The sequence below is a fragment of the Streptomyces sp. NPDC002784 genome (assembly GCF_053592135.1).
The window spans coordinates 42,230-63,934 of sequence record NZ_JBSFVD010000015.1; the positions used below are offsets into that span (position 1 = coordinate 42,230).

13 protein-coding genes are annotated in these 21,705 nt (G+C 72.3%); 3 read left to right on the forward strand and 10 right to left on the reverse strand.

Annotation, left to right across the window (positions count from 1 at the left end; genetic code table 11):
- Window positions 1-5 precede the first annotated feature (5 nt).
- The 7 genes from ACWD1Z_RS24160 to ACWD1Z_RS24190 form a co-directional block, all read right to left on the reverse strand.
- A complete protein-coding gene (locus ACWD1Z_RS24160; RefSeq protein WP_451121689.1) occupies window positions 6-725 on the reverse strand; it encodes a glycoside hydrolase family 12 protein in 720 nt (239 codons plus the stop codon).
- 36 nt (window positions 726-761) lie between these two features.
- Entirely contained in the window at window positions 762-2,951 is a 2,190-nt protein-coding gene (locus ACWD1Z_RS24165) for a glycosyl hydrolase family 95 catalytic domain-containing protein (protein ID WP_451121691.1), read from the reverse strand.
- Window positions 2,948-4,918, reverse strand: coding sequence for a beta-galactosidase (locus tag ACWD1Z_RS24170; protein WP_451121692.1), 1,971 nt, complete (start codon window positions 4,916-4,918; stop codon window positions 2,948-2,950). Before ACWD1Z_RS24170 ends, ACWD1Z_RS24165 begins: the two co-directional genes overlap by 4 nt.
- Window positions 4,915-7,098, reverse strand: a complete 2,184-nt coding sequence (locus tag ACWD1Z_RS24175) for a 1,4-beta-glucanase (protein WP_451121693.1) — start codon at window positions 7,096-7,098, stop codon at window positions 4,915-4,917. The genes ACWD1Z_RS24170 and ACWD1Z_RS24175 overlap by 4 nt, the downstream gene beginning before the upstream one ends.
- Window positions 7,099-7,224: 126 nt before the next feature.
- A complete protein-coding gene (locus tag ACWD1Z_RS24180; RefSeq protein ID WP_451121694.1) occupies window positions 7,225-8,154 on the reverse strand; it encodes a carbohydrate ABC transporter permease in 930 nt (309 codons plus the stop codon).
- Entirely contained in the window at window positions 8,151-9,185 is a 1,035-nt protein-coding gene (locus ACWD1Z_RS24185; RefSeq protein WP_451121695.1) for an ABC transporter permease, read from the reverse strand. The genes ACWD1Z_RS24180 and ACWD1Z_RS24185 overlap by 4 nt, the downstream gene beginning before the upstream one ends.
- 27 nt (window positions 9,186-9,212) lie before the next feature.
- On the reverse strand, window positions 9,213-10,907 hold the full coding sequence (locus ACWD1Z_RS24190; RefSeq protein ID WP_451121696.1) for an extracellular solute-binding protein: 1,695 nt from the start codon (window positions 10,905-10,907) through the stop codon (window positions 9,213-9,215).
- Window positions 10,908-11,231: 324 nt separating this feature from the next.
- Here ACWD1Z_RS24190 and ACWD1Z_RS24195 point away from each other — a divergent pair, with 324 nt between their 5' ends.
- The gene (locus ACWD1Z_RS24195) at window positions 11,232-14,051 is read left to right on the forward strand and encodes a glycoside hydrolase family 3 C-terminal domain-containing protein (protein WP_451121697.1); all 2,820 of its coding nucleotides are present in this window, start codon (window positions 11,232-11,234) and stop codon (window positions 14,049-14,051) included.
- Between the two features lie 158 nt (window positions 14,052-14,209).
- On the forward strand, window positions 14,210-14,569 hold the full coding sequence (locus ACWD1Z_RS24200; protein ID WP_451121698.1) for a hypothetical protein: 360 nt from the start codon (window positions 14,210-14,212) through the stop codon (window positions 14,567-14,569).
- Window positions 14,570-14,631: 62 nt separating this feature from the next.
- On the opposite strand, the gene ACWD1Z_RS24205 is transcribed toward ACWD1Z_RS24200, so the two are convergent.
- From ACWD1Z_RS24205 to ACWD1Z_RS24215, 3 genes are all read right to left on the reverse strand, one after another.
- On the reverse strand, window positions 14,632-16,077 hold the full coding sequence (locus tag ACWD1Z_RS24205) for an aldehyde dehydrogenase family protein (protein ID WP_451121699.1): 1,446 nt from the start codon (window positions 16,075-16,077) through the stop codon (window positions 14,632-14,634).
- A 134-nt stretch (window positions 16,078-16,211) separates the two neighbouring features.
- Complete coding sequence (locus tag ACWD1Z_RS24210; RefSeq protein ID WP_451121700.1) at window positions 16,212-17,897, reverse strand: PucR family transcriptional regulator; 1,686 nt, start codon at window positions 17,895-17,897, stop codon at window positions 16,212-16,214.
- A gap of 110 nt (window positions 17,898-18,007) precedes the next feature.
- The gene (locus tag ACWD1Z_RS24215) at window positions 18,008-20,098 is read right to left on the reverse strand and encodes an ATP-binding protein (RefSeq protein ID WP_451121701.1); all 2,091 of its coding nucleotides are present in this window, start codon (window positions 20,096-20,098) and stop codon (window positions 18,008-18,010) included.
- A gap of 241 nt (window positions 20,099-20,339) precedes the next feature.
- Here ACWD1Z_RS24215 and gabT point away from each other — a divergent pair, with 241 nt between their 5' ends.
- The gene (gene gabT / locus ACWD1Z_RS24220; protein WP_451121702.1) at window positions 20,340-21,674 is read left to right on the forward strand and encodes a 4-aminobutyrate--2-oxoglutarate transaminase; all 1,335 of its coding nucleotides are present in this window, start codon (window positions 20,340-20,342) and stop codon (window positions 21,672-21,674) included.
- The last annotated feature ends 31 nt before the right edge of the window (window positions 21,675-21,705 follow it).

A 21,705-nucleotide genomic window follows, 5' to 3' on the forward strand; every position in this document is an offset into this window, starting at 1 on the left:
GCCGGTCAACTGCTGCTGATGGTCAGGTTGTTGGTGACGAAGTCCAGGCCGCCGGAGGACGAGGTGATCTCGTAGCCGAACTGGACGTCCCCGATCGTCTCGTTGGCGGCCATCCAGCCCTTGGTGCCCGCGATCCAGGTGAGGATCGGCTTGATGTTCACGGTGCCCGAGGTGGAGTCCGAGGTGCGCAGGAACGAGAAGACCTCGTTGGCGCCGTTGTTGCCCTTGTAGACGTTCCAGGTGTGGCCGCCGAGTGTGACCGAGCCCTGGGAGCTGCCGAGCGGGCCGACCGGGCCGTGGTGGTTGACCCACAGCATGATCTCGTAGTCGTAGTCGGTGTCCCAGATGTCGTACGACGTGTTGTAGGCGCCGGACGCGGGGACCGTGACGTTGTAGCTGCTGGTCAGCGATCCGATCGAGGAGATCGTCTTGTTGACCACCTTCTTCGCGTTCGGGTACGACTTGATGCCGCCGGTGTTGGGGTGGTTGGCCCAGACGCCCCAGTTGGTACCGGAGTTGGCCCAGACGCACTGGCTGCCGGCGCCGGAGCCCCAGATGTTGTTGTAGAGCGTGTAGCCGTTCAGGGTGGTGTTGCCCCACTGGTCGCAGGAGTTCCAGACGGCGGCGTGGGCGGGCGCGGAGGCGAGTCCGACGGTGGCTCCGAGGGCGAGCGCCGGGGCGACGAGGGCCCGGGTGACACGGCGGAGCATGCGGGTTGATGCCATGGTGTCCCTTCCATGGGTGGGGGGAGTTGCGGGGAGTCACCACGTCCCTGGGGTGAGGACGTGGTCTTCTCCGGCGACGAGGTCGAGCGGTCTCGCGCCGGTGGAAGTCCTGAGCTCGACGCGGAGCGTGCGGGTGGGGCGCAGGACCGCGCTCGCTCCTTGCGGGGTCCAGTCGAGGTCGAGTTCGGCGCCGAACCGGGTGCGGATGCCGCGGAGCCGGCCCGTCGGGTACGCCCGGGGCAGCGCGGGCAGCAGGACCAGCCGGTGGGGGGTCGACTGGACGAGCGCCTCGATCAGCACCGCGGGCAGGGTGTGGGCGGCGTCCGCGTTGTAGACGTCCCGGTTCGGGTAGTGCGCGCTCATCAGGGAGGCGTGGAAGAAGTCGCCGTCCAGGACCTGGCCGAGGGCGTGGGCGACACGGTCCGCGTCGCGCAGGCGGGCGGCGACGAGGGCGTGGTGGAGATGGCCGTGCGCGGAGTCGTTCTCGGCGCCGCGCAGTGCGAGGGCGCGGTGTGCGGCCCGTGCGAGGTCCGGGGTGTCGTAGGGGTTGATCTCGTCGAGGGGCCAGACGCCGTAGAGGTGGCTGAGGTGGCGGTGGTCGTAGCTGTCCTCCAGGCCGGGCCGGGCCCATTCGGCGAGGGCGCCGCGGTCGTTGACGCGGTGCGGGGGGAGCCGGTCGGCGAGTGCTCTCCAGCGGTCGGCGTGCTCGGGGTGGTACTCGGCCGCGGTGCGCAGGGCGTGCCGGGCGGCCGAGAGGTCCATGGCGGCGTTGAGGGTGCCCCAGCTCGCGTTCGCGGGCCGGTTCTCCGGCGAGTAGGACGGGACGACGACCAGGTGGCCCTCGTCGTCGGTGCGGGTGAGGAAGTCCTCGTAGAACAGGGCGACTTCGGCGAGCGCGGTGGCGGTCCCGGGGTCGCGTTCGCCCCGGGTCTCGTCGTGGTCGACGAGTGGTTTGAGCAGCCAGTCGGCGCCCGCGGTCCACAGGTGCAGGGGGTACTCGCGGCTGAAGTGGTACAGGTGCCCGGACTCGCCGTCGGTGTGGGCGGGCGCGACGACACCTCGGGTGCCGAAGACGGCACGGGCGTTCTCCCGCCAGTGCGGCAGCTGACGGGCTATCAGGGTTGCCTGCGCTGCCGTGACTTCGGTGAGGTCGGCGGCCACGGCGGAGGCGGTCTGGAGGTTGAGATTGGCGTCGGTGGTGAAGGCGCCCGACCAGGCCGTGTTCCAGTCGCCGGTCCACACTCCGGTGAGCCGGGGCGGCAGCAGACCGCTGCTGGACAGCAGGTGGTAGCGGCCGGCCGCGAAGAGCCGCTCCAGCAGGGCCGCGCCGCGGGTCCGCCGGAGCAGCTGCGAGCCGGGCAGGGCGCGCTCGGCCGGGTCGCCGTCCAGGTCGAGGGTGACGCGCTGGTAGGCGGTGCGGTGCCGGGGCAGATGGCGGGCGAGGAGGGTGTCGTACGGCCGCTCGGTGGCGGGCAGCAGTGCGCGCAGGGCGCGGCCCTCCTCGATCACGTCCAGCTCGCCGGTGTGCCGGCGGACCCGGGTGAGCAGCAGGACCGAGGCGGCGCCCTCGACGCGCACGCCGGGGGGCACGAGCACGCAGGCGCCGCGGGCGATGGCGACGAGGGTGATTCCGGTGTACGCCCGGTCGCTGTCCGGGTAGCGGGCGCGCAGGCTGAGCAGGGCGCCCTCGGGGGTGAGCAGCGCGCCCTGGCCGACGCCGAGGCCGTCGGGGGCGCCGGGGAGGCGGTGGTCCAGGGCGATGTCGAGGTGCGGGCCGGCGGTGGTGACGTGCTGGACGATCACGTCGTCCGTACGGGAGACGAAGAGGCGGCTGGACCAGTCGGCGCGCTCGGCGATCGTCTCACCGGTGGTGAAGTCGACGGAGCGGCGGTAGCCGGGGGCGTCGGCGGGCGGTCTGCACAGCCGGATCCGGAAGGCGGGGTGGAAGGGCTGCACCCACTGGAGGGGGCGGCCGTCGGTGAAGCTCTCGGCGGCCGTGGTGTCGCCGGCCAGCAACCTGTCCTGCAGCGCGGGGAGTTCGGCCGCCAGCTCGGGGGGACGGGCCTTCTCGCCGCCGTTGGGTCGTACCAGGGTGTGCTGGGTGACGATGACACGGTCGTCGTCCGGATCGCCGAACACCAGGGCGCCGTGGTGGCCGTTGCCGCTGAGGAAGGCGTCCTCCCAGCGGGCGGCGGGGGCGGGTTCCCACGTGCCGTGCACGGTCATGGCTTCAGCACCGCCACCGCGTACCGGCCGAGGGTGAGTTCGTCCGTGACCGTCGTGTCCGTCAGGAGGTCCCGGTGGGTGCCGGGGACCTTCACCGTGACCGGTTCGCGGCCGTGGTTCAGCACGAACAGGATCTCGCCCCGGCGGACGGCCTCCACCTGCGGGGCCAGCCCGTCGAGCACGGGCCGGACGCCCGCCTCGGCGCCGATCCGCTCCAGCAGCTCGCGCAGGTCCGGCGGTTCGGGGAGCGTGGAGAGGTACCAGGCGCGGCCGGCGCGCAGGACCGCGGGCAGGCCGTCGAGCTCACCGCCCTGGTACGCGGCCACGGTCCGGGCGCCGTCGGTCTTCTCGATCTCCTCCGACCACAGCGTGCCGCGGAACCCCTCGCACTCGACGCTCTCCCCCGCCTCCAGCGGCCACCACTCGTGCAGGGTGCGGATGCCGAACAGCTCGCGCAGCCGGGCGTCCATGCCTCCGGGGCGCACCCGGTCGTCCTCGTCGGCGACACCGGTGAGGAAGCCGGAGACGAGGGTGCCGCCCTGGCGGACGTAGGCCAGGAGGTTGTCGATCGCGGTGTCGGTGAGGGCGTACAGCTGGGGGACGACGACCAGTCGGTACCGGGTCAGGTCGTGCTCGGGGTGGGCGAAGTCGGTGGTGAGGTGGGCCTCCCAGAGGGCGCGGTGCCAGGCGGTGAGGACCTGGGCGTAGTCGACCTCGGTGGAGAGCCGGCCCTCGTGGGCGCCGGCCCACCAGGAGTGCCAGTCGTGCAGCACGGCGACGTCGTGGTCGCTGTGACCGCCGCTCACCTCACCGGCGATCCGGGCGAGGTCGGCGCCGAGCCGCTTGATCTCCTGGAACGTCCGCCCCTGCTCGCCCGCGTGGCCGACCATGCCGGAGTGGAACTTCTCGGCGCCCTGCCGGGACTGGCGCCACTGGAAGTAGCAGACGGCGTCCGCGCCCCGGGCCACGGCCTGGAGGGACCACAGGCGGTTGAGGCCGGGCGGCTTGGGGTGGTTGACGCCCCGCCAGTTCACCGGCCCGGCCGCCTGTTCCATCAGCATCCAGGGGCCGCGGGCCTGGGAGCGCGTCATGTCCTGCACCAGGGCGCCGTGCTGGGCGCCGAGGGGGTCGCGGGGGTCGGGGTAGAGGTCGACGGAGACGACGTCCTCCTCCTCGGCCCAGCGCCAGGCGTCCTGCCCGGCCCACAGCGGCATGAAGTTGGTGGTGACCGGGAGGTGGGGGGTGTGCCGGCGGACGATGTCCCGCTCGGCGAGGCAGCACTCCAGGAGCATGTCGGAGGTGAACCGCTTGAAGTCCAGCACCTGGGCGGGGTTCTTCAGGTAGTGGGCGTGCCGGGGGGTGTGGATCTCCTCCCAGTCGCCGTAGCCCTGGCTCCAGAAGGCGGTGCCCCAGGCGGTGTTGAGGGCGTCGAGGCTGCCGTACTTGTGCCGCAGCCAGCCGCGGAAGCGGGCGGCTGCGGCCTCGCTCCAGTCGTAGGTGCAGTACTCGTTGTTGATGTGCCACATGGTGAGGGCCGGGTGGGTGGCGTAGCGGGCGGCCAGGTCCTCGGTGATGGCGGCGGCATGCCGGCGGTAGGTGGCGCTGGAGTGCGAGAAGTGCTGGCGGCCGCCCCACCACTCGGTCCGGCCGTCCTGGTCGACGGGGAGGGCGTCGGGGTGCAGACGGCCGAGCCAGGGCGGGGGCGAGGCGGTGGGGGTGGCGAGGACGACACCGATGCCGCTCGCGTGCAGCAGGTCCATCAGGCGGTCGAGCCAGCCGAACTCCCGTGCCCCGGGGCGGGGTTCGAGCTTGGCCCAGGAGAAGACGCCGAGGGTGACGGAGTTGACGCCGGCGTCGCGCATCAGCCGGATGTCGTCCGGCCAGGTCTCCTCGGGCCACTGTTCGGGGTTGTAGTCGCCGCCGAAGAGGATGCGGCCCCGGGTGACGTCGGCGAGGGACGGCTTCACGCGGGCTCCCCGTACTGGATGCCCCGGCCGTTGGTGGCCAGGTACACCCGGCCGTACACGCGCGGGTCGCCGGTGATGGTCTCGCCGATCCAGCCCCACTGGTGCCGGTCGTCATTGATGCGGACCCAGCTCCGGCCGGCGTCGTCGGAGCGGTACACGGCGGTGATCGCCTCGGTCGAGCCGACCTGGTAGACCGCCGGATAGTCGGCGCCGTCGGCGGCCTTGCCGAAGCCGAGGGTGTACGAGGCCCAGCAGCTGTCGACCTTGGCGAAGCTCGCGCCGCCGTCGGTGGACCGGTACAGCCCGTTCCACTTGGCGCTCAGCCACAGGTCGCCGGATCTGCCCGGCGCCGCGACGACCTTGAACTGACTGTCGCCGGAGGGCAGCCCGGTCGCACGCGCGGTGAACGAGAGGCCACTGTCAGTGCTGGCGAGTAGCGTTCCTGTATCGGTGTCGTACGCGTAGAAGAGCGTCGGGTCGGCCGGGTCGGCGACCGGCGTGGCGCCCTTCGGGAAGGAGGGGACCTCGGTCCAGGTGGAGCCGTTGTCCGCGGAGCGGTAGGCGGGGTGCCTGGTGCCGTCCCAGTGCACGAAGACCCAGAGCAGGGCGGTGCCGTCGGCGTTGGCCGCGATCGGTCCCGGTGCGTTCCTGGCGAGGTCGGGCGAGCCCGCGAAGGGCGCCCAGGTCCGTCCGCCGTCGTCGGAATATGCGCCGTTGCCATGGTCGCCCCAGCCGGTGCGGACGACGTACGCCGGCTTCGCCGCGGCCTGCGCGAGTCCCGTCGCCGACCCGAACACGGGGTTCGTGGCCATGCCGCGCGAGGGGGACGCGGTGAGCGTCTCGTGGTACATCACGCCGATGTCCCTGGACCCGCTGAGCAGGTGTGCCTCCCCGACCGGAGGTGACACCAGCTGCACCACCGAGGCCTCCTCCAGGCCGCGGATCTGCGGGGCCCAGTGCTTCAGGTCCCGGGTGCCGTAGAGGGTGGCGCCGGTGCCGAAGACGAGGTGCCGGGAGTCGTAGGGGTCGAGGGCGAGCGCCTGGATCCACCAGCCGAACTTGGGGGCGTCGCCGCCCCACTTCAGATAGGGGGTCTCCGACACGTCGAGAACCGCGGAGTCCTTGAGGGACGTCCAGGTGCGCCCGCCGTCGGTGCTGCGGAAGACGGTGTCCACGGCCGCCCACCGGTTGTTGGTGGAGACGACGACGGTGCCGGGCCGCCGGGCGTCGACGGCGACGCCGCCGTACCCGAAGGTGTCGTCACCGCCGGGTGCCACCGGCGTGACGTCGCTCCATCTCCCGTCCAGGGTGCACAGCCGGTGCACGCTGCCGTCGGACTGCCCGTTGGGGCCGGGCGCGTCGGCGTACGTCAGGTACAGGTGCCGGCCGGTGCGGTCGTAGGCGGCGCGGATCGGGACCTTGGCGGCGGTGCCGGAGGGCCGGCCGGGGACGGCTTGCCAGGTGGCGCCGTCGGAGGTGCGGTAGAGGTTGGCGTCGGTGCCGTCGGAGTCGCCCCAGCCGGCGTAGAGGGTGCGTCCGGCGGCGACCAGCAGGGTGACGCCCTGTCCGGAGGCACTGGGCGTGGCGGGGAAGCCGTCGGCGGGGGCCCAGGTGGCGCCCCGGTCGGTCGACTTCAGCAGGCCGTCGTGCCGGGTGCCGAGCCACAGGGTGTCGCTGTTGCGGGGATCGACGAGCAGCCGCTCTCCGGCGCCCCGTCCGTCCTCGTTGGCCCCGAGCTTCACGCCGAGGTCGGTGCGGCTCCAGCTGGCGCCCCGGTCGTCGGAGCGCAGGACGGCGCCGTTGGAGGCCCAGGGCTGGGCGTAGGTGCCGACGGCGAGGTAGAGGCGGCCGGGGTGGGCCGGATCGACGGCCATGGCCTCGACCCCGAGCAGGTTCCAGTCGTCCCACCCGAGGTGATCGAGGAGCGGGGTCCAGCGGGCGGTGCGGTCGTCCCAGCGGTAGGCGCCGCCGATGTCGGTACGGGCGTAGGCGAGGCCGCGGACGGAGGGGTGGAAGAGCACGCCGGTGATGAAGCCGGTGCCGCCGATGACGGCGTTGCGCCAGCGGTAGGCGGGGGCGGCGGCCCTGGCCCGCCCGTGCAGCGGGGGAAGGGCGGTGAGGGCGGCGGCACCCGCGGCCCCGGCAAGGACGGTACGACGACTCAGGTGTGACGCGCTCATGACATGGACCTCGCTGACGGAGAAGGGTCGGGGGGACGTACCTCAGGGGCGCGGGGACCTGCGCGACCGGCCACGACGAACCCGCGGCCGCCGCCCAGCAGGTGTCCCCGCTGACCAGGCGCGATGTCAACCCTTGACCGCGCCCGTCAGCATCCCCTTCTTGAAGTGCCGCTGGACGAACGGCGACAGGACGGCCACCGGGAGCAGTGCCATCACCATGACCGCCATCTGCACGGCGAGCCCGGACAGTTGACCCGTCTTGATGGCCTGGCCCAGCCCCACCGGTGCCTCCTGCTTCTGCACCAGCTGGATCATCACGTTCTGCAACGGCATCATGTTCTGGTCGTTCAGGTACAGCGACGCGTTGAACCAGGCACTCCAGTACCCGACCGCGTAGAACAGGGTGATCACGGCGATGACGGCCCGGGACAGCGGCAGGACGATCTGCCAGAGGATCCGGAAGTCCCCCGCCCCGTCGATCCGGGCACTGTCGATCAGTTCCTGCGAGATCCCCATGAAGAAGCCGCGCAGCACCAGGATGTTGAAGACGCTGAGCGCGCTCGGCAGGATCAGCGCGAGATAGCTGTCGGTCAGGCCCAGCGTCTGCACCAGCAGATACGTCGGGATGAGACCGGCGCTGAAGAACATCGTCGCCAGCAGGGTCATCAGGATCCACCGGTGCCCGAGCGATCCGGTGCGGGAGAGCCCGTACGCGCACAGCACCGACACCGTCATCGAGAACGCCGTACCGACGAGCGTGACCAGCACGCTGATGATCGCCGCCCGGGTCACCTGCCCGCCGCTCAGCAGCTCCTGGTAGGCGATGAAGGTGATGTCCTTGGGGATCATCACCAGACCGCCGGCCTCGTCGATGGTCTCGCGGGTGGACAGGCTGGTGACGACGACGATCCACAGCGGGAAGAGGATCGCGAGGCAGGCGATGCCCAGCACGAGCCCCTTGCCCGCCAGACCGGCCCTGGTCGGCTGTTCCTCCCAGACCGGCCGCGGCGGAGCGGCCCAGCGGTTGCGTGCGGGCTTGTCGAGGACCGTGGTCACTTCTTGTACACCCCCTGCTCGCCCATCAGATGGGCCACCTTGTTCGCGGCCAGGACGAGTCCGATGCTGATGACGCCCTTGACCAGCCCCGCGGCGGCCGCGTAGCCGAAGTCCTGGTTGCGGACGCCGTTCCACCACACGAAGGTGTCGAGGACTTCCGCCGCGCCCGGCCCCACGGCGTCGCGTTGGAGCAGGATCTGTTCGAAGCCGACGGTCAGCGCGTCACCGACGCGCAGCACCAGCAGCAGCGCGATCACCGGCCGCAGCGCGGGCAGCGTGACGTGCCACATCCGGCGCCAGCGATTGGCGCCGTCCATCGCGGCGGCCTCGTACAGATCGGGGCTGACCGCGGCCAGCGCGGCGAGGAAGACGATGATCCCCCAGCCGGCGTCCTTCCACACCGCCTGCGCGGTGACCAGGAACTTGAAGGTGTTCGGGTCCGTCATGACGTCGAGCCCGTCGTACCCGTGGTCGCGCAGCAGCTGCGACAGCAGCCCCGCGCCGCCCAGCAGTTGCTGGAAGACGGCGATCACCAGCACCCACGAGAAGAAGTGCGGCAGATAGAGCACGGCCTGCGCGATCGCCCGCACCCGGGGCCTGACCACGCTGTTGATGAGCAGCGCGAGCAGGACCGGGATCGGGAAGAACAGCAGGAGCTGGAGGAAGAACAGCACCAGCGTGTTCCGCACCGCCTGCCAGAAGGCGGAGTCCTCGAAGATCCGCTGGAAGTTCTCCAGGCCCACCCAGGGGCTGTTGAGGATGGACACGACGCCGTTGTCGCTGATGTAGGGGTCGTAGTCCTGGAAGGCGACCACGTTGCCGAGGATCGGCACGTAGTTGAAGAGCAGGATCAGGATGACGGCCGGCAGGGTCATCAGGAGCAGGACGCGGTCGCGTCGGAACCTGTGCCGCAGGCTCAGTTTCGGTGCGGGCGGCCTGCCGCCCCGCCCGGTGGCGCCGTCCGGCGGCACCGGGGACTTCGCCGTCTTGTCGGCCTCGGCCCTGCTCCGAGGCACCGTGCTGTGGGACACGGCCGTTCTCCTTGCCTCGGTGCCCGGTCAGTTGGCCGCGGAGCCGTTCTCGTCGAGGACCTGCTGGTACCAGTCGCGCAGCTTGTCGCCGCCCTTGCTCTTCCAGTCGGAGATCCACCGCTGCATGTCGCTGATCTTCTTGCGGCCCCGGACGACGTCGTCCTCCATCTGCTCCATGTCGTTGGCGAGGTTGGTGTAGCGGCTGGGCTCGGTGATCTGCATGCCGTAGAAGGAGGACTTCTTGGTGAAGGCGCCCATCCGCTGCTGCCACTCGACCTGGCCCTTGGCGACCTCCGGGAAGTCGGGGTGGGCGAGGGTCGGGGCGGGGCTCGCGACCATGACGTAGGCGTTCATCACGTCGATGTTGCCCTGGTCGGTCTTGGTGGGGACGCCGTCCTCGACGGCGTAGTGGGTGCCCTCCACGCCGTAGTTGGTCATCATGTACTCCTTGGTGCCGTACGGCGCCGCGGTGACGTTCGCGACGGCCAGCACGTCGCGGATGACCGACTCGGACGCCTTCTTGTTGACGAAGGCGAAGATGCCGGCGGGCTGTTCGGCCCAGAGCGTGGGGTCGCCGCCGTCGTGGCCCCATATGTCCATCCCCCAGACCTTGAACTCCGGGTTCTGGGACGCCTGTTCGGCGGTGCGGCTCCACCACTGCGAGATGTTGTTGGCGTAGATCAGGAACTCGCCCGCGGCGAACTTGGGGCCCGGGTCGGTGGCCTGGCTCTTGCCCAGCTCGGCGTCCGGGTGGACGACGCCCGCGGCGAAGAGCTTGCGGGACCACTCCAGCGCCTCCAAGTACTCCTCGGTCTCGATGCGGTAGATCATCTTGCCGTCGACCAGGTTCCAGCCCAGCGGCTTCTCGCTGCCGGAGAGCACACCGAAGGCCTGGAAGGCCGTCCACTTCATGTCCATGCACGCCCAGCGCTTGGCCTTGGCGTTGGTGATGTCCTTGGCCAGCGCCAGGAACTCGTCGCAGGAGCGCGGGACTTCGTAGCCCTCCTTGTCGAAGACGTCCTGGCGGTACAGCGGCACGATGCCGGTGACGTACGGCGCCGGCTGCGGCAGGCCGCGCAGCTTGCCGCCGAAGATGGAGCGCTGCCAGGCGTCCGTCGGGATGGCGGCGAGGTTCGGGAACTCCTTGACCGCGTCACCGGAGAGATAGGGGCCGAGGTCGGCGAACTTGCTGATGATGGCGCTGGGTATCTTGCCGTTCATGTTCCAGCCGGGGACCACCACCACGTCCGGGACGTCGCTGGAGGCCAGCACCGCGCCGAGCTTCTGCTCGTAGGTGTTGCCGTCCTGGTTCTGCCACCGGACGTCGACGCCGATCAGGTCGTTCATCGCCCGGTAGTAGGCGTTGTCGCTCTTGGGCGGCGAGCCCCAGAACGGCGACATGACGGTGACCTTGCCGCCCTTGCCGAGCTTCTTGGGCACCGAGGTCTTCAGCTCGGCCAGCTCCAGCTTGCTGGTGAAACCGGCCGCGGAGCCGTTCTTGGCGGGGATGTCCGGCACGACGACATTGCTGGCCACATAGGCCGGCAGGAGCTTCTTGGCGTCCTTGCCCGAGGTGGTGCCTTCGCGCGAGCCGCTGTCCGAATCGCCGCACGCGGCAAGCAGCGGCATTCCTCCCGCCACCGCTGCGGCGGCGACCGCCGAGGAGGCGAGGAAGCTTCTCCGGCTGGTCGCGGAAGAGGCGGAGGAGGCGTTCGGCGTCATTGCGTCAACCCTTCATGGCGCACCTGGACACCCGGCGGTGGGCCGTCGGCTGCGGTGTCGTAAGTGGAACTGGCTGAGCGGAAGCAGTCCTCCGACCAATGTCTGCGTGCTGCGTCGAAGCGCTTCGATGTTGCTGTGAGGTTAAGTGAACACCCAGGGGCGCACAAGGGCCGCTCCCAAGATTCCTCCGCCGCATGCGACCCGCCCCTTTCTTATGTGCTGCCTGAATGGGCAGTGCTGATCCCTTGACACCCACCCCCGTGTCGAATGAGCATCGAAGCGCTTCGAAAGAGCCGCGCCGATCCATCGCAAGGGGATCCCCAAGTGACCGCAGTCCCGCCGCCCACCCCGCCTTTCCGTGATCCCGGCCTGCCGGTCGCGAAGCGCGTCGACGATCTGTTGGCGCGGCTGACGCTCGAGGAAAAGATCGGATTTCTGCACCAGTTCGCCCCGGCCGTAGAGCGGCTCGGGGTCGCCGCGTTCCGCACCGGCCAGGAGGCGCTGCACGGCGTGGCGTGGATGGGCCCGGCGACGGTCTTCCCCCAGGCGGTCGGGCTCGGCGCGACCTGGAACCCGGACTTGGTGCGCCGGGTCGGCGAGGCCGTGTCCCGGGAGGCCCGCGCGATGCGGGCCCGCGACGAGCGCGTCGGCCTCAATGTCTGGTCCCCGACGGTCAATCTGCTGCGCCACCCGCTGTGGGGCCGCAACGAGGAGGGCTACTCCGAGGACCCGAAACTGACCTCCGCCATCGCCACCGCGTACACCCGGGGCCTGCGCGGCGACCACCCGGTGTACTGGCGGACCGCCCCGGTCCTCAAGCACTGGCTGGCCCACAACAACGAGACGGACCGCGACACCTCGTCCTCCTCGGTCCGCCCGCGCGTGCTGCACGAGTACGACCTGCGGGCCTTCCGCGAGACGGTCGAGGCGGGCGCGGTGGCGGGCGTGATGCCGGCGTACAACCTGGTCAACGGCCGCCCCAACCACGTGTCGCCGTATCTGCGTGAGCAGTTGCGCACCTGGACCGAGGAGGACCTGCTGGTCTGCTCGGACGCGGGCGCGCCCTCCAACCTGGTCGACTCCGAGCACTACTTCGACACCCACGAGGAGGCGACGGCGGCGGCGCTCCGGGCGGGCGTCGACAGCTTCACCGACCACGGCACGGACGGTTCGAAGATCACCGCCCGGGTGCGGACGGCGTACGAGCGGGGCCTGTTGACCGAGGCCGACATCGACACCGCGGTCCGCCGCCAGCTCTCGGTCCGCTTCCGGCTCGGCGAGTTCGACGACCACGAGGACCCCGGCGCCTTCGACACCCCCGAACACCGCGCGCTGGCCCGGGAGGCGGCCGAGCAGGCGGTCGTCCTGCTGCGGAACGACGGCGTGCTGCCCCTGCGTCCGGACAGCCGGATCGCGGTGGTGGGCCTGCTCGCCGACGAGTGCAAGCTCGACTGGTACAGCGGCACCCTGCTCCACCGGAGCACGCCGCTGGAGGGGCTGCGCGAGCGGTTCGGCGCCGACCGCATGCGGTTCGCGGAGGGCGTGGACCGCATCCGGCTGAGGACGTCGGCGGGAGCCTTCCTGTACGTCCCCGAGGGCGCCGCCGCCGAGGAGGTGCGCGGCGCCGAGGGCGCGCTGGACCCGGCCCTGCTCGCGGGCCGCACCGACCTGCCGCCGCTGACCACGGACCCCGTCGGCACCGAACTCGCGCTGGTGGACTGGGGCGAGGGCGTGCTGACGCTGCGCGCGCCCGACGGCCGCTATCTGTCGGTCGCCGAGGACGGCTACGTCCGCGCCTCGGCCGACCGGCCCGGCGGCTGGGTCGTGCAGGAGACCTTCCGGCTGGAACCGCACGGCAGCGGACACCTCCTCCGGCACCTCGGCACGGGCCGCCCTGTCTCGGTCGCCGCCGACGGCGTGAAGGTTGCCGAGGCGGACCCGGAGATCTTCGAGGCGGTCGTCGTGGAGCGCGGCGAGGAGGCGGTGGCCCGGGTCGCGGCAGGGGCCGACGTGGTGCTGGTGGTCGCCGGCAACGACCCGCACATCAACGGCCGCGAGACCGAGGACCGTACGACCCTGTTCCTGCCCGCCCACCAGGAGCGGCTGCTGCGCGCGGCCCGCGCCGCCCACCCGAAGACGGTGCTGGCGCTGGTCTCCGCCTACCCGTACGCGGTCGAACCGGGTTCCCTCGCGGCCCTGCTCTGGACGGCCCACGGCGGCCAGGCCGCGGGCACCGCGCTGGCCCGGATCCTGGCCGGCGACGTCTCCCCCGCCGGACGCCTCCCGCAGACCTGGTACGCGAGCGACGCCGACCTGCCGGACCTGCTCGACTACGACGTGATCGGCGGCTGTCAGACCTATCTGTACTTCGAGGGCACCCCGCTCTACCCGTTCGGCCACGGCCTGTCCTACGCCTCGTTCGCCTACGGCGACCTGACCGCGCGCGTGAGCGGGGACGCGGTGCGGGTGTCGTTCACGGTGACCAACACCGGGCGGCGCACGGCCGACGAGGTCGCCCAGCTCTACACCCGCGCCGTGGAATCGCCGGTCCCGCGTCCGCGCCGCGAACTGCTCGCCCACCGCCGCGTCACCCTCGCCCCCGGCGAGCGGACCGGGCTCGCCTTCGACGTGCCGCTGTCCGCCTTCGCCTTCTGGGACGTGGCGCACGGCAGATGGCACCTCGACCCGGGCCCGTACGACCTGCTGGCCGGCGGCTCCAGCGAGGACATCAGGCTGCGGACGACGGTGACGCTCGCCGGGGACCCGGTGGCCCCGCGCGCGGTGCGGCAACACGGGCTGGACGCGGCCGACTTCGACGAGCAGAGCGGCACCGCGATCGTCGACCGCACGCGGACCGCCGGCGACGCGGTGACCCCGGCCGGGGACCGGGCGGGCGAACTCCTCTACCGCGCCTGCGACTTCGGCACGGGCGTCTCCCGAGTGACGGCGACGGTGGCCGGGGCGGGAACGGTGGAGGTGTCCCTGGACGGTGCGCCGCCGCTGGCGGCCCTCACCGCCGGCTCCCGGTCGGGACCGTACGCCTACACCGCGCTCACCGCCGGCTTCCAGGCCGAGGGCGTGCACGACGTCCGCCTCAGACTGCGCGGCGCCCTGCGCCTCGCGCACGTCGGCTTCTCCGGTTGAGGGGCCGGACCGAGCCGGCGCGGAGGAAGGGGCCCGGCGCCGGAAGGCATCGGCGCCGGACCCCTTCGGGAAGACTATATGAAAACGGTTCCCATTAGCTAGGAGTTCGGGGCGGGAAACCCGTTACGACCGCCGCCGGACTGTGGCAGCCTGCCGCCATGCCAGCCGAACTGCGCAAGCACGCGGGCCGCCACTACGCGGTCCAGTTCCACTACGCGTTGCCCGACGACGCCTGGGCCGTGGAACTGAGCGAGGCCAGGCCCACCCCGGCGTCCCTCAGCGAGGCCCCCGGCGCCGAGACCTACATGCCCGGGGTGGCGTTCGCGGTGGTGTTCGTTCCGGACGAGGACCCGGATCGGGAACCGACCGTCCACATCCACAGCCACGACGAGCATGTCGTGCCCTACGAGATCATGCGCTGGTTCATGGAGCTGGCGGCCGATCAGGTGGAGCGCTGCCGCACCGCCTTCGAGCGGGACGGGCGGGAGGAGCGCGGCGGCTCGGAGGCCACCGCCTGAACACGCCGGCGGCCGGAGCCCCCGCACAGTGGGCTCCGGCCGCCGGTGGCCGTCGGGTCGGCTCAGAGAGCGAGGCCGGTGAGGACCAGGACCCGCTCGTAGGTGTAGTCGTCCATCGCGAACCGCACGCCCTCACGGCCCACGCCGGACTGCTTGGCACCGCCGTACGGCATCTGGTCGGCGCGGTAGGAGGGGACGTCGCCGATGACCACGCCGCCGACCTCAAGGGCTCGGTGGGCGCGGAAGGCGGCCTGCACGTCGTGGGTGAACACGCCCGCCTGGAGGCCGTACTTGGAGTCGTTGACGGCGGCGAACGCCTCGGCCTCGCCGTCCACCTTCTGCACCGACAGCACCGGGCCGAAGACCTCCTCGCAGGCCAGCGTGGTGCCGGCCGGCAGGTCGGTCAGGACGGTCGGCGCGTAGGAGGCGCCGTCGCGCTTGCCGCCGGTGAGCAGCGAGGCGCCCGCCCCGACCGCTTCCTGGACCCACGCCTCGACGCGCCGGGCGGCGTCCTCGCTGACCAGCGGGCCGACGTCGGTCTTGTCGTCGGAGGGGTCACCGGTGACCTGGGCCTCGACGGCGGCGACGATCCGCGGCAGCAGCCGGTCGTACACCGAGGCGTCGGCGATCACGCGCTGCACCGAGATGCAGGACTGGCCGCCCTGGTAGTTGGAGAAGGTGGCGATGCGCGTCGCGGCCCAGTCCAGGTCCTCGTCGCTCGCCCAGTCGCCGAGGACGACGGCGGCGCCGTTGCCGCCGAGCTCCAGCGTGCAGTGCTTGCGCGGCACCGAGTCCATGATCGCGTAGCCGACCTGCTCGGAGCCGGTGAAGGAGATCACCGGCAGCCGCTCGTCCTTCACGAGGGCGGGCATCCGGTCGTTGGCGACCGGCAGGATCGACCAGGAACCGGCGGGCAGCTCGGTCTCGGCGAGCAGGTCACCGAGGATCAGTCCGGAGAGCGGGGTCGCCGGGGCCGGCTTGAGGATGATCGGGGCGCCGGCGGCGATCGCGGGGGCGACCTTGTGCGCGCACAGGTTCAGCGGGAAGTTGAACGGCGCGATGCCGAGCACGACCCCCTTCGGGAAGCGCCGGGTCAGCGCCAGCCGGCCCTGGCCGCCGAGGTCGGTGTCCAGGCGCTGGGCCTCGCCGCCGTTGAAGCGGCGGGCCTCCTCGGCGGCGAAGCGGAACACCGAGACGGCACGGCCGACCTCACCGCGGGCCCACTTGATCGGCTTGCCGTTCTCGGCGGAGATCAGCTGGGCGATCTCCTCGGTGCGCTCGGCAAGACGGCGGCTGACGTGGTCCAGGGCGGCGGCCCGCACGTGCGCCGGGGTGGCGGCGAACTCGTCCCGCACGGCGTACGCGGCGGCCACGGCCTCCTCCACCTGGGCGTCGGTCGGCACGCTCACCTTGCCGACCACCCGGCCGTCCCACGGCGAGGTGACGTCGAAGGTGTCCGCGCCGGAGACCTGGCGGCCGGCGAGCCAGAAGGCGTGGGTGGAAGTCATGTGATTCCCGGCCCTTCCGCGTTGGGGGTGGGTGTTCCTCGGTTCGGGGTCCACGGTAGGGGGGCGGGGGCGGCGGGGCGTTTGTCCGAGTCGTAGTAGTGGCGGGGCAGGGCACTACGGATTGGCGCGGTGGGCTATTCGACGGAGGTCGCCTTCAGCGCCAGCCACAGCTCCATGCGGACGTCCGGGTCGTCCAGGGAGCGGCCGAGGATCTCCTCGACGCGCCGCATGCGGTAGCGCAGGGTGTGCCGGTGGACGCCGAGGTCGGCCGCGGCCGCGTCCCACTGGCCGTGCCGGGACAGCCAGGCCCGCAGGGAGGCGACCAGATCGCCGCGGCCGGTCGCGTCGTGGTCGTGCAGTGCCCTGAGCAGCCCGTCGGCGAAGGCCCGTACCGCGTCGTCCGCGAGCAGCGGCAGCACCGATCCGGCCGCCAGCTGCTCGTGCTCCACGCACACCCGCCCGCGCCGCCGGGCCACCGACAGCGCCTGCTCTGCCTGCTTGTAGGCGGCGGCCGCGGCGATCGGGCCGGCCGGCGCGGAGAGCCCGACGACCAGTTCGTCCTCCGCACCGGCCGCCGTCTCCCGTACGGCGCTGCCCGCCCGCGCCGCCTCCAGTGCCGTCGCGTACTCCGCGCACGCGGCCACCGCGGCGCCGCCGTCCGCGGCCAGCACCACCAGGCGCTCCCCCTCCGGTACGACGAGCACCGCCTCCCCGGCGCGCGCGGCGGCCGACTCGACGATCTCGGCGAGCGCGCCGAGCGGGTCGCCGTCGGTGCCGGAGGCGGCGGCGAGGGCGGCGGCCGAGGGCTTGGCGCCGGACGGGACGCGCGGCGGGTTCTCCACGGCGGCCAGGGCGGCCGAAGCGGAGCCCGACACCACCACCGACTCCGCGACGATCATCCGGAAGGGGGCGTCCAGCAGCACGCCGTACAGGTCCCCGGCGACCGCGCGGGCGTGGTCCGGCTCGCCCGCGAGCAGCATGCGCAGCACCGCGGTGCCGATCCGCTGCTCGGCGGCGTGCAGGGAGCGGGAGCGTTCGGTGGTCAGGGTGAGCAGCGCGATGGCCGAGTGGACGGCGTACCGCTCGGCGGTGCCGAGGGCCGCGGCGGTGCCGACCGCGAGCGCCGCGCGCGGCCGGCGGCCGGTGCCCAGGGAGTGCAGTTCGACCCGGTCCTCGTTGTCCGGGCCGCCGACGACCGACGAGGCGGGCGCGGGCCGTTCCCGCAGCCGTTCCACGTCCGCGGTGATCCGCGCCGCCCGGCGGCCCGCCCACTCCGGGGCGGTGGCGACGACGGCGCCGGAGGCGTCGTAGAGCGCGGCCCAGCCGTCGACCTGCGAGGCGAGCGCGGTGAGCAGCCCCTCGGGGCCGTCGGTCAGCGCCTGCCTGGTCAGCTCGCGCTGGGCGGCGAACCCCGCCGTCACCGCCCGGTACTGGTCGGCCGCGATGGCCGCCGACACGGCCTTGCTGATGGCGAGGAAGGGGGTGCGGCGCGGTACCTCCAGCAGCGGCAGCCCCTCCTGCCGGGCCGCCTCGACCAGGGCGGCCGGGATGTCCTCGTAGTTCACCCCGACGGCGAACCCGAGCCCGACGACCCCGGCGCCGGCCAGCCGCTTCACATAGCGGCGCATCGCCTCGGGGTCCTCCGCGTCCAGCTTCAGGGCGGTGATCAGCAGCAGCTCCCCGCCCTCCATGTAGGGGACGGGGTCGGCTAGCTCGCTGACGTGCGCCCAGCGGACGGGGACGTCCAGGTGGTCCTCACCCGCACGCACGGTCAGCTTGAGCGCGGAGTGATGGACGAGCGAGGCGAGCGTGGGGGGCATGGGGCCTTCAGTTCGATGAAGTCTGCGTGATCGTGGTGATCATTTGGCCGCCGCGTATGAACGGCCTATGCCGATTCTGCCTCACCGTAAGGTCGCCGCGCCGCCTCGAATCAGCCCCGGAGATCCACCAGCAGCGGCGGCGCGTGCTCGCCCCGCACGTCCGTCAGCGACAGCACCGCGTGTCCCGGCGGCACCGCGTGCGCCAGCTCGGAGGCCGACCACCGCTCCCGCTCGACCTGCCGTACGGTGACGGCCCGCGCGGTCGGCGCCTTGCCGGTGATCACCCGGCGCACCATGTGCACGGCTTTCCCGGCGGGTGTCTCGGCGATGATCTGCCGGTCGGTGACGTCCCGCGCCTCGGTCCACTCCTTGCCCCACACGTCGGCGAAGTCCTGCCCGTCCCACGGGGTGATCCCGGACAGCGCCATCCGGCACCCGGCGGCCCCGAGCAGCGGACCGCGCAGCGGCCTGGGTACGTCGTCCAGGGAGCGCAGGGTCAGTACGGCCCCGGCGTTCCCGGAGCGCAGCCGCTGGATGCCCCGGACGGCCTCGGGCGTCACGGCGCCCGTCGCGTCGTCGAGGATCAGACAGGCGAACAGCGAGCGGTCCTCGCGCACCGCCACGCTCGCCGTGAACTGGGCGAGCACCAGCCGGGTCAGCATGCGCGAGGCGTCCGCGTGTCCGCGCGCGGGCAGGTCGATCCGGACCCGCACGGGGTGGTCGAGGGCCTTGAGGGAGAAGGGCCGCGACTGTCCGGAGGTGTCGAAGAACCCGGCGAAGGCGGGCCGGTCCAGCAGGGCCACCCGGTCGGCGAGGACGCCCCCGACATCGCCGGGCTGCGCCATCTGCCGCTCCCGCGCGTCCAGCTCCCGCAGCAGCGACTCCTGCCCCGAGCCCTCCAGCGCGGCCCGCAGCGCGGCGAGCGGTCCGGGCGCGCCGTCGAGCAGCCGGCGCAGCTCCGGAACGGACGGGAAGCGTCCGTGCACCGCCCGGAACGGGCCGAGCAGCTGCGCCAGCACGGTGGTGGAGCGGCGGGTGTCGCTGCCGGGGTGCGGATCGACGAGGTCCCCGGCCAGCGCCTCGGCCAGGACGGCCGCGGCCTCGTCGGGGTCGGTGGTCCCGCCGTACAGGTCGAGGTCGTACACGGACTCCGGGTTGCCGATGCGTACGACGACGTCGTAGGCGTCCGCCGGGCCGAGCCCGGTGCCTGCGGCGCCGACCACCACGACCGCGGCGCGGCCGGCGAGGGCGTGCAGGCACAGCGACTCGGCGAGCGGGCGGACGACGGTGCCGGTCTTGCCGGAGCCGACCGGGCCGACGGCGAGCAGGGAGGTGCCGAGCAGCTCGGGGCCGAGGGCGAGACCGGTGCCCCGGTAGGCGTAGGGGTTGCGCGGGTCGTCGGCGGTGGTGCCGAGCCGGACCTGGCCGGTGACCAGGTCGTGCGGGGCGAGCCGGGTGGGCAGATCGCGGGCGCCGGAGGGGTGCGGGCAGGCGGCGGCGCCGTCCTTGAGCACGGCGCCGGTGAAGGTGGCGAGGCTGTGCCGCCCACTGCGCACGCCCTGCCAGGCCCGGACGATCCGAGCGTGATCCACATCCCGCATCATCCCGGCCCTGGCCTCCCCGGCCAGCCGCTCAGCAGCGTCAACGGCCCCCACGGCCCGAATCTGCGGCCACTCAGCGGGGTCCTGCTCGGGCGCGGGGGGCGGGGGGGCGGGCTGCCTGGGCCGGAGGTGGGGGGCGATGAAGCGCTGCCAGACCTCGGACCAGCGGCCGAGGCGAGCCAGGCTGACCAGGATCGTCAGCGCGACGATGGCGTACCACGCGTAGCTGAACACGACCCGGCTGAACGAATGGGGCGAGGTCCAGGAGTCCGTCATGGCCTGCAGGGGCAGCAGCCACCAACCGCCGAGGTAGCCGTTCCACAGCAGCGACCAGATCAGCCACCCCACCAGGAAGGCGATCACCGCGCCGCTGAAGAGCTGCCGCGCGGGGACGACCTCCGGCTCCTCGTCCGGCCTCGGCCGATGTCCGAACCGCCACACCCCTGGAGCCGCCTCCGGCCGGGGCGTGCGCAGCCAGGTCAGGAACGTTGAACCGTCCGGCATCGGCGGCGCCAAGGGTCTCGGTGGCACAGCGGAGCGTGATCGCGGCACCGGAGTCGCATGCGTACCCCGCGCGTCCTGCGTCCCGTCGCTGTCCATCGCCCTGCCCCCTGACCAGCCATCCCGTATCACCGTCAGCGAGCCAATCTAACGCGCCGGCAAAGGGAGTTCACCGCTAGCCACCCCGGCGGTCCGGGGGAAGCCGTACTCCCGCTATGTCCACCACGGACAACCCTCCCCCTCGACAACGCCCACATGGAGCATGCCCACCCCCCGTTCCCCGGCCTAGCCTGCGAGAAAAGAGAAGACAAGCGTCCGCAAGACCCCCCAGGAGCCCCTCATGTCCGACCTTCCGCAGGAGCGCCGCGTCGTCACCGCCATCCCCGGCCCGAAGTCGCAGGAGCTGCAGACCCGCCGCCTCGCCGCGGTGGCGCAGGGCGTGGGCTCCGTGCTGCCGGTGTTCACCGCGCGCGCGGGCGGCGGCATCATCGAGGACGTCGACGGCAACCGCCTGATCGACTTCGGCTCCGGCATCGCCGTGACGTCCGTCGGCGCCTCCGCCGAGGCCGTCGTACGGCGCGCGAGCGCCCAGCTCGCCGACTTCACCCACACCTGCTTCATGGTCACCCCGTACGAGGGCTACGTGGAGGTCGCCGAGGCCCTCGCCGAGCTCACCCCGGGTGACCACGCCAAGAAGTCCGCGCTGTTCAACTCGGGCGCCGAGGCCGTCGAGAACGCCGTCAAGATCGCCCGCTCCTACACCAAGCGCCAGGCCGTCGTCGTCTTCGACCACGGCTACCACGGCCGCACCAACCTCACGATGGCGCTGACGGCGAAGAACATGCCGTACAAGCACGGCTTCGGCCCGTTCGCGCCGGAGGTCTACCGCGTGCCGGTCGCGTACGGCTACCGCTGGCCGTCCGGCCCGGAGAACGCGGGCCCCGAGGCCGCCGCGCAGGCCATCGACCAGATCACCAAGCAGGTCGGCGCCGAGAACGTCGCCGCGATCATCATCGAGCCGGTGCTCGGCGAGGGCGGCTTCATCGAGCCGGCCAAGGGCTTCCTGCCGGCCATCGTGAAGTTCGCCAACGACAACGGCATCGTCTTCGTCGCGGACGAGATCCAGTCCGGGTTCTGCCGTACCGGCCAGTGGTTCGCCTGCGAGGACGAGGGCATCGTCCCGGACCTGATCACCACCGCCAAGGGCATCGCGGGCGGTCTGCCGCTCGCCGCCGTCACCGGCCGCGCCGAGATCATGGACGCCGCGCACGCGGGCGGCCTGGGCGGCACCTACGGCGGCAACCCGGTGGCCTGCGCCGGCGCCCTCGGCTCGATCGAGACCATGAAGGAGCTCGACCTCAACGCCAAGGCGAAGAACATCGAGGCGGTCATGAAGGCCCGCCTCGGCGCCATGGCCGAGAAGTTCGAGATCATCGGCGACATCCGCGGCCGCGGCGCGATGATCGCCATCGAGCTGGTCAAGGACCGCACCACCAAGGAGCCGCACCCGGAGGCCACCGCCGCCCTCGCCAAGGCCTGCCACGCCGAGGGCCTGCTGGTCCTGACCTGTGGCACCTACGGCAACGTGCTGCGCTTCCTGCCGCCGCTGGTGATCGGCGAGGACCTGCTGAACGAGGGCCTCGACATCATCGAGCAGGCCTTCTCCCGCATCTGACGGGGACCCGGGGGTCGGAGGGTGTGAAGAA

Bases quoted from the DNA above. Each gene is read 5' to 3' on its own strand.
- gabT (WP_451121702.1), top strand. From the start codon at position 20,340: ATGTCCGACCTTCCGCAGGAGCGCCGCGTCGTCACCGCCATCCCCGGC.
- ACWD1Z_RS24205 (WP_451121699.1), bottom strand. From the start codon at position 16,077: ATGACTTCCACCCACGCCTTCTGGCTCGCCGGCCGCCAGGTCTCCGGC.
- ACWD1Z_RS24160 (WP_451121689.1), bottom strand. From the start codon at position 725: ATGGCATCAACCCGCATGCTCCGCCGTGTCACCCGGGCCCTCGTCGCC.
- ACWD1Z_RS24200 (WP_451121698.1), top strand. From the start codon at position 14,210: ATGCCAGCCGAACTGCGCAAGCACGCGGGCCGCCACTACGCGGTCCAG.
- ACWD1Z_RS24210 (WP_451121700.1), bottom strand. From the start codon at position 17,897: ATGCCCCCCACGCTCGCCTCGCTCGTCCATCACTCCGCGCTCAAGCTG.
- ACWD1Z_RS24215 (WP_451121701.1), bottom strand. From the start codon at position 20,098: ATGGACAGCGACGGGACGCAGGACGCGCGGGGTACGCATGCGACTCCG.
- ACWD1Z_RS24165 (WP_451121691.1), bottom strand. From the start codon at position 2,951: ATGACCGTGCACGGCACGTGGGAACCCGCCCCCGCCGCCCGCTGGGAG.
- ACWD1Z_RS24190 (WP_451121696.1), bottom strand. From the start codon at position 10,907: ATGACGCCGAACGCCTCCTCCGCCTCTTCCGCGACCAGCCGGAGAAGC.
- ACWD1Z_RS24175 (WP_451121693.1), bottom strand. From the start codon at position 7,098: ATGAGCGCGTCACACCTGAGTCGTCGTACCGTCCTTGCCGGGGCCGCG.